Raw genomic sequence first — 14560 nt, 5'->3', positions numbered from 1 at the left:
GTGAGTGCGACGAGATCAGACCGCCGGGGCGGGGTACGTCGGGTACTCGACGCCGGAGACGTGCTGGACGACCCGGATGACCTGGCACGAGTAGCCGAACTCGTTGTCGTACCAGAGGTAGAGGATCGCGTTGTCGCCGTCGACCTTGGTGGCGCCGGCGTCGATGATCGAGGCGTGGCGCGAGCCGACGAAGTCCATGGAGACGGCGTCGGGGGCGGTGGTGAAGTCGATCTGGCGCTTGAGCGGCGAGTGCAGCGAGACGTCGCGGAGGTAGTCGAGGACTTCCTCGCGGGTGGTCTCACGGCCCAGGCGCAGGCTCAGGATGGCGATCGAGACGTCCGGGACGGGGACGCGGATCGAGCTGCCGGTGATCGGCGCCTTGAGGTCGGGCAGCGCCTTGGCGACGGCGGACGCGGCACCGGTCTCGGTGATGACCATGTTGAGCGGCGCGCTGCGGCCGCGACGGTCGGCCTTGTGGTAGTTGTCCAGCAGGTTCTGGTCGTTCGTGAACGAGTGGACGGTCTCCACGTGGCCGCGCAGCACGCCGTACTCGTCGTCCATGGCCTTCAGCGGCGGGACGATCGCGTTGGTGGTGCAGGAGGCGCAGGACAGGATCTGCTCGTCCGGCTTGATCGTGTCGTGGTTGACGCCGTGGACGATGTTCGGGACGTCGCCCTTGCCCGGGGCGGTCAGGACGACCTTGTCGATGCCCGGGCGCAGGTGCTTGGACAGACCCTCGCGGTCACGCCACTTGCCCGTGTTGTCGATGAGGATGGCGTCCTTGATGCCGTACGCGGTGTAGTCGACCTCGGACGGGTCGTTCGCGTAGATCACCTTGATCGCGTTGCCGTTGGCGATGATCGTGTTCGTCGCCTCGTCCACGGTGATGGTGCCCTGGAACTGGCCGTGGATGGAGTCGCGGCGCAGCAGGGAGGCGCGCTTGACGATGTCCTGGTCACCGCCCTGGCGGACGACGATGGCGCGCAGGCGCAGGCCGTTGCCGGAGCCGGCCTTCTCGATGAGCAGGCGGGCGACGAGGCGGCCGATGCGGCCGAAGCCGTACAGGACGACGTCGCGGCCGTCGCCGCGCTCGATCTTGTTCGCACCGGTGGCACCGGCGACGGCCTCGGCGGTGAACTGCTCGACCGACAGACCGCGGTCGTCGCTCTTGTACGTCGCGGCGAGCATGCCGATGTCGATCTGCGACGGGCCGAGATCGAGGGTGGTGAGCGCCTGCAGGAACGGCAGCGTCTCGGTGACCGAGAGCTCCTCACCGTCGATCTGCCGGGCGAATCGGTGGGTCTTCAGGATGCTGACCACCGACTTGTTCACCAAGGAGCGGCTGTGAAGCAGGACCGTGACGTCCTGCTCCCGGTGCAGCTTCCCGATGATCGGGATCATCGACTCCGCGATCTCCTCGCGGTTCTTCCAGTTGGTGAACGAGTCGTCATTGACAGTCACAGGTTTATCTTTCGAGCTAGGCGGCGCTCACATGGTAACCCCCCACCACTTTGACCACTCAAGCGGTACGGCCCGAGCAGGCTTTTGTGGGTATTTTGTACGGTTTGCCCTGCGCGCGTGCGGCGAACCCCACCGGGAGGTCGATCTGGAGGAACACGACTCGGACTCATCCGCACATCCGCCTCGGCGGCCCCTCGGCGGGCATCACGGCATCACGGCATCCCGGGGGACCGCTGTGGGGGATGCGCCCGCGAGCGTTCGACGAGCATCGCGACGGCCGACGGGCCGTCCGGGGGCGCAGGGGTGAAGACGTACCCATCATGACAGGTCAGACGGTGTTTTCGTAGGACGAACGGCACAGCCGAATGCCCTTGTTTGGGCACCTGTGCGGCTTTGAGAATCACCGTCATGACTCACTCGGCGAACATCGGTCACGACGCAGTCCTTCGAGCACGAGTGGCCCTCCTCGGGTCGGCAGAGCTGCCGGTCCGGGAGCAGGTCGCGGCCTACCGTGTGCTGGTCCAGGTGAACCCGCTGGCCTATCTGCCCCGACTGTCGCTCGCCCTGGGCGATTACAGCCGTCAGGAGTTCGCGCACCAGCCGGAGACGGCGCTCGCCCTCCGCGCCGAATCCGTCGCCGCCGCGCGGCGCATGTGCGCGATGGAACCCGGACGAGCCGATCTTCTCGTCACCTCATTGACCCACTACCGGGAGCAGCTGATCCTCATGGACCGTCAGGCAGAACTCCGCGCGGTGGAGGAAGAGATAGCCGGCATGGAGTCCGGCGGGCGGTAGCCGCCCGCTGCGGGCGGGCCCGCACCAGAGCCGCTTCGGCGGCTCCGGTCGGGACGCCCGGGCGGCCCGCCCGGCTCAGCCGGCGATCGGGTACATGCTCCCCCGCCGTCCCTCCGCCGAGGTCAGCCACTCCAGCTTCTCCGCCGTGTCGGTGGACGGCACCGGGGTGTGCAGCACGATCGACAGGTCGGGCCGGGCCGGCACCCGCAGCTGGGTCGATTCGACGAACAGCGTGCCGACGACCGGGTGCTCGATCTCCTTCTGCATCTGACCGCCGGGCTGGACGTCCCGCTGGTCCCAGAGCACGGCGAACTCCGGGCTGACCTCCCTGGCCTCCTCGACGACGGCCCGGAACCCCTCGTCCTCGGGCCACTCCGAGCACGCTGCCCGGTACTGGGCGACCACCGAGCAGGCGATCTCCTCCCAGCGCGTCGAACGGGCCTTGTAGATGGGGTCGGTGAAGAACGCGATCAGACAGTTCTGCACGATCTCCGGACGCATGCCGAGCACCAGCGCGGCCGCGTCGTTGTACAGCACGGTGTTCCAGTACACGTCCATGATGTGCGCGGGGAACGGCATCCACGCGTCGATCAGCCGCTTCAGGCCCTGGCACATGTCCCGGTCGGCCGGCGCCACCTCGAGGGCGGGCGGGTTGAGCCCCGCCAGCACGTACAGGTGCCGGCGCTCGGCGCTGGTCAGCTTGAGGACCCGGCCGACCGAGTCGAGGACCTGCGGCGACACCGTGATGTCGCGGCCCTGCTCCAGCCACTGGTACCAGGACACCCCGACCCCGGCGAGTACGGCGACCTCCTCCCGGCGCAGCCCCGGGGTGCGGCGGCGGGCGCCGCCGTCCGGCAGGCCGGCCTCCGTGGGGGTGATCCTCGCCCGCCTGCTCATCAGGAACTCGCGCAGTTCGGAACGGCGGTGCTTGTCGATCGGTGTAGCCACTAACTCCCCCTGTCGGCTGCCTGGTGGTGCCACCAACAGGATAAGTTCCCACTCTCCACGGGCGTTCCCGGGCCGCGAGGGTAGTGGCCATGGCGATCGATACCCAGACGACAACCACCCTCGGCCCTCGGGCCGCCGCCCCCGGGAACGACCGGCTCACCGGCCGGGCCAGGCTGGTCCTCTTCGTGCTCTGCGCCGCCCAGTTCATGGTGGCCCTCGACTTCTCCGTACTGAACGTGGCCCTGCCCGTCCTCGGCAAGGACCTGGGCCTGAGCCGGTCGGCCCTCCAATGGGCGGTCACCGCGTTCACGCTGCCCTCCGGCGGCTTCCTCCTCCTCTTCGGCCGGATCGCCGACCTGTACGGACGCAAGAAGCTGTTCCTGATCGGCCTCACGCTCTTCGGTACCGCCTCACTGCTGGCCACCCTGGCCTGGGACCCGGCGTCCTTCCTCGCCGGGCGCGCCCTGCAGGGCCTCGGCGCGGCGGTCATCGTGCCGACCGGCATGTCCCTGCTGACCACCACGTTTCCCGAGGGCCCGCTGCGCGCCAAGGCGATCGGCATCTCCGGAACCCTGCTGTCCCTCGGCTTCACCATCGGCATGGTCCTCGGCGGCGTCATGACCGACACCCTCGGCTGGCGCTCCACGATGGGGCTGCTCGCTGTCACCGCGGTGATCGTGCTCGCCCTCGCCCCCGGACTGCTGCCCGAGTCGCGGACCCCGGACCGGCCGCGCCTGGACGTACCGGGCGCCGTCACCGTCACCGGCGGACTGCTCGCCCTGATCTACTCCCTGTCCACGGCGGCCCAGCGCGGCTTCGGCGGTACGGACGTCTGGGGCACCCTGGCCGTCGGCCTGGCCCTGCTCGTCGCCTTCGCCGTGGTGGAGTCGAAGAGCCCGGCCCCGCTGGTCTCGCTGCCGATGCTGAAGCGGCGCACGGTCGCCTGGGGCAACGCCGGCGGCCTGGTGACCTTCGCGATGATGTCGACGGTCGTCTTCGTCCTGACCCTGTACCTCCAGGAGACGCTGAAGCTGTCGTCCTTCCGGACCGGTCTGGTCTTCGGCGTCCAGGGCATCGCATCGGCCTTCGCCGGCTCGTACGCTCCGAAGGTCATCGGCCGTTTCGGCGCCTGCCGCACACTGGTCGGCTCGCTGCTCGGACAGGGTGTTTTCACTGCGGCGCTGCTCGCCGTGGGCGCCGAGTCCGGCGCGCTGGTGGCGACCGTCGCCGTCTCGGTGGCCAGCATGTTCCACCTCGGCGCGATCATCTCGTACGGGCTGACCGTGACGAGCGGCGTGCCCGACGAGGAGCAGGGTCTGGCGACCGGCCTGGTCACCACGACGCAGCAGGTCGGCATCACCATCGGGATCCCCCTGCTCGGAGTCCTGGCCACCACGCAGGCCTCGCTCTTCGACGGGGTACGCACGGTCCTGGCGATCGACACGGCGATCGTGCTCGCGGCGGCGGTCCTGGTGGGCCTGGGCCTGGGCGGCCGTACGAAGAAGGCCTGATCGGGATCGCCGGAGCGGCTCCGGGCCGACCATGCGCCTGCGCTGCCGGCGTGCGCGCACGAGAACCGGGAGTACTTCGCGGTCTGGACAATCCGGCGTCCATGGCCGTCCTCGGCCGCAACGGGTTCCGCTGTCTTCTTCACTGCCGGAGGAGTTCGCAGAAGCGGTCCAGGGCGCGGTAGGTGCGGCGGCCGTCGCCGGACTCGCGGCCGGAGCCCGAACACTTGTCGTGACCGACCCGCAGGCGCACCTGTTTTCCCGTGGGCTGCTCCACCAGGAGCTGGCGGTCGCCGGGGCGCACGCAGTGGTGACCACCGATCCCGATCCGGCATCAATCCGCGCATTCGGCTCGGACCTGAATGACCGGACGGTCTGGGAACCGGCCTACCGGGAGGGTGTTCGCCAAGCCGCCGATACCGCGGAGCAGCTCCGCCTCGCGTGGCATGCCGGATCCGACACGGACCGAGCGCCGGTTGAGGGCATGACCTCGTGCCCGAACCGTCGTCGGCCCCGGCCCCGCTGACAGCTGGTTCGCGACCAGCCGCAAGCCGTCAGCAGACCTTCCGGTCGTCGAGATCACGGTCCACCGCCGCAGTACCGGCAGGGCCGGTCCGGCGGGTCCGGGCTCATGCCCGCCTCCAGCGGGGTTGGCTGCTCGGCGCGGTGGGCTCCGGGGTGGGTTCCGGGCCGCGCAGGTGCAGATCGCGGACCGTTGCCGCCGTCTCGCGTTCGAAGTGCTCCCAGGAGACCAGCCGTCGCCAGGCCGGATCCGGCCGGCCCGGCACGGTGGCACCGCGCGCCGCCCATTCCCGGGCGAGTTGCTCGAACAGCGGGGCGGCCGCGGCCGCGTGGGTCGGCTGCCGGGGGACGTACAGGGGGCGGGCGCCGTCATCCGCAGCCCGGTGCCGCGCCGTGGTGCCGAGCGTGGAGCGCGTCGTCGTCATGCCTGCGCAACGAATCCCGGGGCGGCCGGACACGCACGGCCGGCTGCCTCACCCCCGAAGGAGCCGTTCACCTGCCCGGGAGGGGAAGGCGAACACCTCCTCGGTCCCGGGGGTCCCGGGGCAGCGCTTCCCGTCGGTGAGGGCCGGGAAGCGCTGCGGCGACTGCGGGGGCGATCTCCGCCCGGCGCTCGGCGCCGCCCGGCGTCGCCCGGCAGGTCACGTCCTGCGCCGGCAGCCTGCCGACGGCCAGGTCGTCGTTGACCGGTGCGTTGGCGCAGGAACCGTCGAAGGAGAGGTGCGCACCATGGCCCTCACCGCCCTGTGTGAACACCATCCACGAGCCCTTGAGGGCGCGGTGCGGGCCCCGGCCGCTGACCAGCGGGGTCTGGGGCCCGCCCTCACCGCCGGGCCGGGGGCGGGGGTGAGCGGGCCGGTGCACGGCGGCAATCCCGAGTGTCACGGCCCGGCCGGCGGCGTTCGCGCGTCGGCATACGGCGGAACTCGACCGGGCAGGTGGGTTTTCACCTCGAGTGGAACTGCCGGCGGCCGGAGCGGCGGAGCCAGTCAATTACCTTGCTGTGCCCGGGAGTTCGGCTGGACTGGCCCGCCATTCAATTCGGTCGGACGACCTCATCGGGAATGCCGATGTTTTCCTTCGGAAGAAACCCCGGGGTTTCCGGACATTTGTGGTTGCCGGACCGGTGAGGCGTACGCGCTGATGGGCGGCCCTGTGGTCGCCTCCCTCTTTCCCCGCCCCGGCGCGGTTTCGGCCCCGCAGGCCAGAAGTCTGCCGTTTTTGGCCGAGGCAGGCCTCGATCGATTTGGCGGTGCGTTCCTCTTGTCTCATCATGTGAACAGACATCAGGTTGAGGCCCCGCTCGTCAACTGTGCGCAACATACGCATTGTTGACTGATCAACGGGTGAGAGTGGTGTGAGTTCCGCCACGCCCCGGCGCATCACCTGTCTCCCGCTATTTCAACTTTCATCTTTCGAGGTAAAGGCAGCATGCCCGTCCAGCAGTTTTCAGACCTCGTGCGTTTCGCCCGCGACTGTTCCCCTTTCTATGCCGACCTCTACGCGGACCTGCCGCCGCACGTGAGCCGGATCACGGACCTGCCCGTCGTGGATCAGGACGCGTTCTGGGCCGCCAACACCCTGCACGGCAACCGCGTCCTGACCGCCCCTCTCGGTGAAGCCGTCGTGTTCAAGACGGGCGGCACCACGGGGACGCCGCGGTTCTCCTGCTACACCCGCGAGGAATGGCAGGAGTTCGTCACCGCCTTCGGCGCCGGGATGGTCGACGCCGGCCTGCGGCCCGGGCACAGAGTGGCCGACCTCTTCTACGCCGGTGAGCTCTACGCCAGCTTCCTGTTCATCCTGGACTCGCTCGCGCATGCCCCCGTCGCCAACGTCCGGCTGCCCGTCGGCGGGGGCGCCCCGCTGGAGTCGACGGTTGCCACGCTCGAGGACTTCGCCGCCCACGTCGTCGCCGGCACGCCCACCACGCTGTGCCGCCTCGCCGAGCACCTGACCTCCGCGGGCCGCCAACTGCCCGGCGTCGAGCTCCTGTTCTTCGGCGGCGAAGCCCTCTTCGCCGACCAGCGCCGCCTCCTCTCGGCCGCCTTCCCCAACGCCACGCCCCGTTCGCTCGGCTACGCCAGCGTCGACGGCGGCCTCCTCGGCCGGCCGGTACCCGGCCCCGACCCGCGCACGCACCGCGCGTTCACCCCGCACACCGTGGTCGAGATCCTCGACGAGACGACCGGCGAACCGATCCGCGAGGCGGGCCGGCCCGGGCGGGTCGTCGTCACCCAGCTCTTCCGCCGCCTCATGCCTGTCATCCGCTACCCCGCCGGCGACCGCGCGGAGTGGACCGACACCGAAGGCGGCGCGTTCCGCATCCTGGGCCGCGCCGAAGAAGGCGTACGCGTCGGCCCCGTCTCGCTGTACTGGCAGGACGTCACGGACGCCGTCGCCGAGGCCGACACCGAGGGCCGCGTCACGGGCATGCAGCTCGTCGTCCGCCGCTGGGAGGGCCGCGACGGCCTCGTACTGCGCCTGGCCACCACCCCCGGCCAGGACCCCGCCGGCCTGGAGGTCTTCGCCAAGGAGGTCGTCACCGGGCTGAACACCGCCCGGCCGCTCTACCCCGACAGCGTCGCCGCGGGATTCGTGCACCCGCTCCGCGTCGAGTGGGCCCGCCACCGCGACCTCGTCGTCAACTCCCGCTCCGGCAAGCTCGTTCGCGTCATCGACGAGAGGCCGACCGCATGACCTCCCCAGCAGAGGCCGCCGGCCGGCGGCTCCCCCTCGTCCTGCGCAACCGCGCCTTCGGGACCGTCTGGCTGGGCCAGGTGCTCACCCAGGCCGGCGTCCGCATGTTCCAGGTGGGCATCTCCTGGTGGCTCATCAGCTACGCCACCTCCGGCGACGGCGGGTCCGCGGCCGGGCTGTTCATGGCCGTCAGCACACTGCCCGCCGTGGTCCTCGCCCCGCTCGTCGCCCGCGCCATCGCCCGCTTCGCCCACCGCTCGCTGCTCCGCACCGCCGCCGGCGGCGCGGGAGCGGCCGCTGCGGCGCTGGCCGTCTGGGCCGGCGCGAGCGACCTGCCGGTCGCCGCGGCCTACGCGGCGGCCCTGGCCCTGGCGACGTGCCAGGCCTTCTTCGACCCGTGCCTGACCACCTCCGTGCCCGAGCTCGTGGACGACGAGGACATCGAGGCCGCGACCGGCTTCGAGCTGTCCACCCAGTCACTGGCGAGCCTCGGCGGGGCCCTCCTCGGCGCCCTCGTCGTGGACGCGGCCGGGGTGGCCGGCCTCGCCGTGGGCTGCGCCGGCGCCTACGCCGCGGCCGCCCTGCTCATCACGACCGTACGTTTCCGCACCGCCGGTGCCGGTGCCGGTGGCGATACGGCCCCCCACCCCGACGCCGCCGAGGAGGAGGCGCCCCGTCGGACACTGCGTCAGATCCTGGGCGCCATGCCGTACGTCCGCGGCATCCTGCTCTGCTTCACCGCGGCCAACCTCTTCACCACGGCCGTCTTCGTCGTCATGCCGCTGTACACCGCCTCGGTGCTGCACGGCGACGGCGGCACCGTCGCCCTCCTGGAGGCGTCGCTCGGCGTGGGCACGCTCATCGGCTCCTTCACCGGTGCACGGGTGCCCGGCCGGCCGGCCGTGGTCGGCACCGCGTGCCTGGGCGCGATGGCCGCCGCCCTCGCCGTCCCCGGCCTGATCGCCGCACGGCCCGTCATCGCCGGGGCCCTGCTGGTGACCGGCTGGTGCGTCGGGGTGATCGGGGTCCGCTTCGTGGCCCTGTTCCAGCGGCTGGTTCCGGCCGCCGACAAGCCCGCCTTCTTCGCCGTCATGCAGGCCGTCCTCGGCGCGACCTTCCCCGTCGCCTCGCTGCTCTTCGGGTTCCTGGGCGACCACCTCTCCGCCCAGACGCTGTGCCTGATCCAGGCCGCCGGACTCGTGCCCGCCGCCCTCGCCCTGGCCCTGCTGCCCGGACACTCCCGCCCGGCGGGCGGACCCTCCGCCGAGAACGGTCCCGCGGCCCGGGACGAGGCCGAGGACGGCATCGGCGCCGTCGCCGGGGACCCTTCCGGGCCCGCGCCGGCCCAGACCCCCGCCGGAGGTGCGCGATGACCGCCGCGATCGAGCAGGCCACCCCGGCCGACATAGCCGATCTCCGCCAGCTCTACTACGCCGTCTACGGGCCGCACTACCCCACGGCCCTCGGCACCGACCCCGCCGAGATGTCCCGGCTCATCCAGGACCCGCACACGCTCTGGCTCGTCGCCCGCTGCCCCCGTACCGGCGCCCTCGCCGGATCGGCCGCGGTGCACAGCGAACCCGGCAGCCGCGTCGGCCGCCTCGAAGGGCTCGCCGTCCACCCCGACCAGCGCGGATCCGGGCTCGCCGGGCAGCTGACCGAGGCCGTGTGCGCCGGAACCCTCGATGCCGGGAAGCTCGACTCGGTGTACGCCACCGTCCGTACGGTCAGCGCGGGACCCCAACGCGTCGTGGCCCGCAACGGCTTCCGCCCCATGGGCATCCTGCCCAACGCGGTGGATCTCAGCAGCCGCGAGAGCCTCGCACTCTACGCGCGTCACTCACCCGGGGTGCTGGACCGCCGGGTGCCCGTCGCCGAGGTGCCCGCCTCCCTGGTGCCGCTCCTGCGGACCGCCGAGGCGAGTCTCGGCATCAGCTACGCGGACGCCCGGCCCGCGCCGCCGCTGCCGGCGCCCGCCGGGCCCGCCGCGCGGCCGCTGGAGATGATCGAGGCGCCGGCCTTCGTCCGCCGCCGGTTCCACGAGCACTTCCCCGACACCGGCCGCTGGTTCTACCCGCTGCACACCCCCAACATCCTCCTCACCCCCGACGACGGCGGTTTCGAGGTGTACGCCTACCTCAACCGCACCGGCGGCTACTGCGCCCTGGTCACCGCCCACCCGGACCCGGCGGCCGCCGCCGGCTGGCTCGAGCCGGTCACCCGGACCCTCACCCGCGCCGGCGCCGGCTACGTGGAGGCGCTCGTCCCCCTGGAACACCACGCCGCCCTCTGCGCCTTCGCCGCCCAGGGCTTCATCGCCGGGGCCCTGTACCCGGCCATGCGCCGGGACGGGGACGGCTTCCACGACTACGTGGTGATGTCGCGGACCACCGAGCACATCGACTTCCGCGGCGTGGTCGTCGACCCGCCGCTCCAGCCCTTCCTCGATTCCTATGTGTCGGCCTGGGCGTCGACGCATCTGCCCGTACGTGAGGTTGCTTCATGACCCCCTCGAAACCCCATCTCGCCCCCGTCGACGTCCCCGACGCCGCGGCCCTCGGCCGGGTGCAGCAGCTCTGCGACCTGACCGGGCCCTACACCTGCGGCCCCGCCGAGGAAGAGCTGTTCACCTCCGCCATGGCGGAGATCAACGCCTGGCACCGCGAACGGTCCCCGTTCTTCCGCAGCCTGTACGAAGGGGAGCGCCCGGACACCCCGTACCAGGCGCCCCTGGTGCACGCGAACTTCTTCAAGCGCCACGAAGTCCTGTCCATACCGGAGGACGAGGTCCACCTCCACCTCACCTCCTCCGGCACCACCGGACAGAAGTCGCAGATGTTCTTCGACGAGTGGACCATCCGGTCCGCCCAGCGCATGGTCGCCCGCATCTTCGACCACAACGGCTGGATCACCCCGGACGAGCCGGTCAACTACCTGCTCTACAGCTACGAGCCCGCCCGCGATCTCAACCTGGGCACCTCGTTCACCGACAACTACCTGTGCGACTTCGCCCCGGCCCGGCAGGTCGAGTACGCCCTGCGCAACACCGGCAACGGGCACGAGTTCGACCCCTTCGGCTGCGTCGCGGCCCTGCGCCGCTTCGCCGAGGACGACGTCCCCGTCCGCATCCTCGGCTTCCCGGCCTTCCTCTGGTTCACCCTGGAGCGGATGCGCGCGATGGGCGTGGCGCCGCTCCGGCTGCCGGAAGGCTCCCTGATCATCCTCGGCGGCGGCTGGAAGGGCCACACCGACCGTCAGATCGGCAAGCACGAGCTGTACGCCCGCGTCACCGAGCAGCTGGGCGTCCCCTCCGAGCGGATCCGCGACACCTTCGGCTCGGTCGAGCACTGCATCCCGTACATCGAGTGTTCTCACCACAACCTCCACGCGCCCGTCTGGTCCCGCGTCTTCATCCGCTCCACCCGCACCCTCGAACCCCTCCCGTACGGCGAGCGCGGCTACCTGCACCTGGTGTCCCCGTACATCACCTCCGTACCGGCGCAGAGCGTCGTCATGGGCGACCTCGCCTCGCTCCACCCGGGCGAGGAGTGCGGCTGCGAGCTGACCACCCCGTGGTTCACGATCCACGGCCGCGCCGGCGTCAGCCGCAACCGCAGCTGTGCCGTGGCCGCCGCCGAACTGATGAAGGGAATGTCATGACCGACACCATCAACCACCACTACTGGCAGGGCACCTTCATCGGGGACGACGAGGCCGCCCGCCGCCTGGCCACCCTGCCGGCCACCGTCGAGGCCGCTCTCGCCGCACCGCTGGACACCGAGACCGTCCTGGCCGCCTGCGACGCGCTCTCCCGCGCCCTGCGCGACCCCGGCCACCGCGTACGGGAGCGGCTGGCCCCGCACCTGCCCGCGGGCAGCGGCGCGGCCGGCGACGCGGACGCAGAGGAACTCCTCACCGAACTCGCCGACTTCCTCGGCCGCAGCTGCCTCACCCGCAAGCTCCGGCGCGAGCTGGGCGCCGCCGCCCCGCAGCGGCTGAACCGCCCCGACGCCAAGGAGACGGTCTACGAGGCCTGGGCGCCCGTCGGCCTGGTCGCCCACATAGCCCCCGGCAACGCCGCCACCGTCGCCCCGCTCAGCCTGATCGAGGGACTGCTCGCCGGGAACGTCAACGTCCTCAAGACCAGCAGCGCCGACACCTTCCTGGCCCAGCACCTCCTCGCCGAACTCGCCGCGCAGGACCCGACCGGCGCCATCGCCGAGCGGATCATCGTGCTGCGCTTCCCCTCCTCCCGCCAGGAGTGGCTGCGCCTGATGTGCGCCCCCGCCGACGCCGTCGCCGTCTGGGGCGGCGAGGCCGCCGTCGAGGGCGTCGCCGCCCATGTCCCGGCCGGCTGCCGCCTGGTGGAGTGGGGACACAAGATCTCCTTCGCCTACCTCACGCAGGACGCCTGGACCGACGAGGCGACGCTGACCGGCCTGGCCCGGGACATCTGCCTCTTCGAGCAGCAGGCCTGCTCCAGCCCCCAGGTCGTCTACCTCGACACCGAGCCCGGGAACACCGACGCACTGCACGCGTTCGCCGAGCGCCTCGCCGCGGCCCTGGCCGCGCAGCCGGCGCCCGCGGAGGCCGACCTCGACCCGGCCGAGTACGCCGAGCTGACCACCACCGAGCACCTCGCCCGGCTCGAGGAGCACCTGGGCCTCACCCGCGTCCTCGCCGCCCCCGACGGCACGTGGCGCGTCATGGCCGACACCCGACCGGCCCTCACCGCCTCCCCGCTGCACCGCAGCGTCTGGGTCAAGCCGCTGCCCCGCAAGGACCTCATCGCGACGCTGCGCCCCATGCGCCGCTACCTCCAGACGGCGGGCCTCGCCGGCAGCCGCACCGACATCGCCGAGCTCTCCACGCTGGTCCTGGCCGCCGGCGCCACCCGGGTCACCCCCGTCGGCGCCATGACGGCGGGCTACGCCGGTGAACCGCACGACGGCGTCTACGCCCTCCAGCGCTACAGCCGCCGCGTCGCCGTGCAGGCCGACGAGCGCTTCGCCGCCACCGCCTGCCTCGACGACCTCGCCCGCCCGGCGGTCTTCCCGCAGGTCACCGGGCCGCTGCTGGACAAGGCCGGCGTCCAGGACCTCAACCGCGGCGTCGACCGGAGCGACGCCGAGCTGTACTTCCGCAGCGGGGGCAGCACCGGTACGCCCGCCCTGTCGCTGTTCACGTACGAGGACTACGACACGCAGATGCACGCCGCCGCCCGCGGCCTGCTCGCCGCCGGCTACGACCCGGCCCGCGACCGTACGGCGAACCTCTTCTACTGCGGCGGCATGTACGGCGGGTTCATCAGCTTCTTCTCGATCCTCGAGCGCCTGGGCGGCGTCCAGATGCCGATGGCCGCGGGCTCCGACCACCGGGCCACCGCCGAGATGATCGCCGCGTACGAGGTCGACACCCTCTTCGGCATGCCCTCCTACCTCTGGCAGCTCCTGCACGAGGAAGCCGACCTCCTGCGCTCCTACGGTGGCCTGCGCAAGATCTACTACGGCGGCGAGCACTTCACCGAGGAACAGCGCCGCACCCTCACCGAGACGTACGGCATCGAGGTCATCCACTCCATCACCTACGGCAGCACCGACCTCGGCCCCCTCGGCTACCAGTGCACGCGGAGCGGCGGCAGCGTCCACCACCTGCACGCCGACCTGCACACCCTGGAGATCGTCGACGTCGACGAGGACCGCCCCGTGGAGCCGGGGGAGACCGGCCGGCTCGTCTTCACCACCCGCGCCCGCCGGGGCCAGCACCTCGACCGGTACGTCATCGGCGACCTCGGACGCGCCCTGCCCGGACGCTGCCCCTGCGGCAGCCACGCTCCGCGCTTCGAACTGCTGGGCCGGCTGGGCGAGGTGATGCGGGTGGCGACGTACTTCCTCAACTACCGCCGATTCGTGGCCATCGCGGAGGAGCACCTGCGGTACGCCGGTGAGCTCCAGGCCGTCCTGACCGCCGGGGCCGCCCGCGAGGCCCTCACCCTCCGGATGGAGAGCGCCCACGCACCGGATCCGGACAGGGCGCGCGATGCCTTCCTGGCCGCCTACCCCGAGGTGCGGTCGGCCGTGGCGGAGAAGCTGCTCGACTTCACGGTCGAGGCGGTGGACGGAGCCGCCCTGACCCGTACGGCGACGAGCGGGAAGCTGCTGGCCGTGGTGGACCGGAGGCGGTAGCCCCCACCGGTCCGCAGGAGCGGGAGAGGCGGAGCCGAAGGCCCCCGCCCGCGCCGCCGCAGCCGGGGCGCGGGCGGTCCGGCACGGCAGCGTGCGGTCCGGCGAGGTCGGCAGCAGCAGGAGCTCGCGGTACGGCGGGGCCGTCGCGGTGACCCCCGCGACCGGCTCCGCCGGCGGCCCCTCGGGAGGGGGCAGGGGCATCACCGCGGGCCCGGACGGCGCCCTGTGCGTGGCTCCGGAGCACGGCGCGATCGCCCGCCACGACGTCCGCCGGTCCGGGAGCTGCGGAGCGAGCACGGGGGCACGGCCGGGCGTGCCGGGCGGATCTTAGACGGGTGAGGGGGTGTTTTCCGTCAAATCTCTCATTCTCCTCACGCTGCCGCGCACGCTCAGTAGCGTCAGCCTCACAAGAGGTCCGGTGTGCAGCGGAAGCGGGCGCCG

General features: G+C 71.8%; 12 protein-coding genes. 7 read left to right on the top strand and 5 right to left on the bottom strand.

Translation table 11 applies throughout. The annotated features are described in order from the left end of the window. Window positions 1-15: 15 nt before the first annotated feature. A complete protein-coding gene (locus tag AB0I68_RS11400; RefSeq protein ID WP_363177006.1) occupies window positions 16-1461 on the bottom strand; it encodes a glyceraldehyde-3-phosphate dehydrogenase in 1446 nt (481 codons plus the stop codon). A gap of 408 nt (window positions 1462-1869) precedes the next feature. On the opposite strand from AB0I68_RS11400, the gene AB0I68_RS11395 reads away from it, so the two are divergent. Then, the gene (locus tag AB0I68_RS11395; protein WP_363177005.1) at window positions 1870-2256 is read left to right on the top strand and encodes a hypothetical protein; all 387 of its coding nucleotides are present in this window, start codon (window positions 1870-1872) and stop codon (window positions 2254-2256) included. A gap of 75 nt (window positions 2257-2331) precedes the next feature. On the opposite strand, the gene AB0I68_RS11390 is transcribed toward AB0I68_RS11395, so the two are convergent. Continuing rightward, complete coding sequence (locus AB0I68_RS11390) at window positions 2332-3153, bottom strand: helix-turn-helix transcriptional regulator (protein ID WP_363177170.1); 822 nt, start codon at window positions 3151-3153, stop codon at window positions 2332-2334. Window positions 3154-3293: 140 nt separating this feature from the next. On the opposite strand from AB0I68_RS11390, the gene AB0I68_RS11385 reads away from it, so the two are divergent. Continuing rightward, window positions 3294-4715 (top strand): MFS transporter, encoded by a 1422-nt coding sequence (locus AB0I68_RS11385; RefSeq protein WP_363177004.1) that lies wholly within the window; start codon window positions 3294-3296, stop codon window positions 4713-4715. 139 nt (window positions 4716-4854) lie between these two features. On the opposite strand, the gene AB0I68_RS11380 is transcribed toward AB0I68_RS11385, so the two are convergent. The 3 genes from AB0I68_RS11380 to AB0I68_RS11370 form a co-directional block, all read right to left on the bottom strand. After that, window positions 4855-5016 (bottom strand): hypothetical protein, encoded by a 162-nt coding sequence (locus AB0I68_RS11380; protein WP_363177003.1) that lies wholly within the window; start codon window positions 5014-5016, stop codon window positions 4855-4857. 325 nt (window positions 5017-5341) lie between these two features. After that, on the bottom strand, window positions 5342-5659 hold the full coding sequence (locus AB0I68_RS11375; RefSeq protein WP_363177002.1) for a hypothetical protein: 318 nt from the start codon (window positions 5657-5659) through the stop codon (window positions 5342-5344). Window positions 5660-5726: 67 nt separating this feature from the next. Next, window positions 5727-6098, bottom strand: a complete 372-nt coding sequence (locus AB0I68_RS11370) for an alpha/beta hydrolase (protein ID WP_363177001.1) — start codon at window positions 6096-6098, stop codon at window positions 5727-5729. A 567-nt stretch (window positions 6099-6665) separates the two neighbouring features. Between AB0I68_RS11370 and AB0I68_RS11365 the strand changes: the two genes are divergently transcribed. Genes AB0I68_RS11365 through AB0I68_RS11345 form a run of 5 tightly spaced genes read left to right on the top strand, consistent with a single transcriptional unit; the run spans window position 6666 to window position 14119 of the window. After that, window positions 6666-7934, top strand: a complete 1269-nt coding sequence (locus AB0I68_RS11365) for an AMP-binding protein (RefSeq protein WP_363177000.1) — start codon at window positions 6666-6668, stop codon at window positions 7932-7934. Beyond that, entirely contained in the window at window positions 7931-9307 is a 1377-nt protein-coding gene (locus AB0I68_RS11360) for an MFS transporter (protein ID WP_363176999.1), read from the top strand. The genes AB0I68_RS11365 and AB0I68_RS11360 overlap by 4 nt, the downstream gene beginning before the upstream one ends. Next, on the top strand, window positions 9304-10440 hold the full coding sequence (locus AB0I68_RS11355) for a GNAT family N-acetyltransferase (RefSeq protein WP_363176998.1): 1137 nt from the start codon (window positions 9304-9306) through the stop codon (window positions 10438-10440). The genes AB0I68_RS11360 and AB0I68_RS11355 overlap by 4 nt, the downstream gene beginning before the upstream one ends. Beyond that, on the top strand, window positions 10437-11594 hold the full coding sequence (locus AB0I68_RS11350) for an acyl-protein synthase (protein ID WP_363176997.1): 1158 nt from the start codon (window positions 10437-10439) through the stop codon (window positions 11592-11594). Before AB0I68_RS11355 ends, AB0I68_RS11350 begins: the two co-directional genes overlap by 4 nt. After that, entirely contained in the window at window positions 11591-14119 is a 2529-nt protein-coding gene (locus AB0I68_RS11345) for an aldehyde dehydrogenase family protein (protein ID WP_363176996.1), read from the top strand. Before AB0I68_RS11350 ends, AB0I68_RS11345 begins: the two co-directional genes overlap by 4 nt. The last annotated feature ends 441 nt before the right edge of the window (window positions 14120-14560 follow it).

The organism is Streptomyces sp. NPDC050448 (assembly GCF_040655295.1).
In the GTDB taxonomy this organism is placed as follows: Bacteria; Actinomycetota; Actinomycetes; order Streptomycetales; family Streptomycetaceae; genus Streptomyces.
Note: the sequence above shows the minus strand (reverse complement) of the source record. Positions and strands in the feature narration are given on the sequence as shown.